Here is a 735-nt window from a genome sequence, read left to right as displayed (position 1 = left end):
CAGTTCACATTACAAGTCAGAGGGGATGCAGACTAGTGGCAACTTATACCGGAAGTGGAACCGCAGAGGTGCCTTACCTGATTGAGACTCCCGAGCAGTTTCGGGATGCCTTCAAGGATCAGAATACACCGGGCACTTACTATGAAGTGGTCAAGGACATCGATATGGGCGGGATGCTCATCGGTGGTAACTATCAGGTGCGGGCCAAAATAGACGGCAAAGGGCATGTGATCAGCAACGCTGTGCATGAGCAAAACTATCTCTGTAATCGCTGGTGGGGCTATATCAAAAACATCCACCTGATCATGGGCTACAACATGAGCAGCCGTAAGATCCGTTACTTTGCCCAGTCCGATGGCAGCTCTTCACAGTACGACACACTGATAGAGAATGTGCGGCTGGAGTTCACGGATGAGGTCTACAACTGGAGCACCTTCCTGATTAACGTGAACGATATGGTTGGTGTGATCGTTAACGAGAATCTGGATAGTGGACGGCGGACGTATTGGTGCACCGGGGCTAAAAACTCGAAGGTGGATGTGTCAGCCAACGACACACAGGCATCGAGCTACTCCGGCATAGATACCGCCATCTGGAACACCACTGGCGGTTCGGTGCCGGTGTTGATTCCGCAAGCGGGAGACTACTCCGGTTACACCCATGTCATGGGCAAGACGCTGGTGGATGGTGTGGCTCGCTCCCGCAAAGTGCGAGCCGTTTCGGCTGACAAGCATC

1 protein-coding gene is annotated in these 735 nt (G+C 52.9%); it reads left to right on the top strand.

Annotated features, from left to right (window positions below; all coding sequences use genetic code 11):
* Positions 1-35 precede the first annotated feature (35 nt).
* A partial coding sequence (locus tag E1189_RS00825; RefSeq protein ID WP_155158229.1) for a hypothetical protein occupies positions 36-735 on the top strand: 700 nt, incomplete at its 3' end.

The sequence above is a fragment of the Parendozoicomonas verongulae genome (assembly GCF_009711465.1).
Classification (GTDB): Bacteria; Pseudomonadota; Gammaproteobacteria; order Pseudomonadales; family Endozoicomonadaceae; genus Sansalvadorimonas; species Sansalvadorimonas verongulae.
The sequence above is the reverse complement of the archived record's forward strand: the minus strand, read 5'-3'. Positions and strand labels throughout refer to the sequence as shown.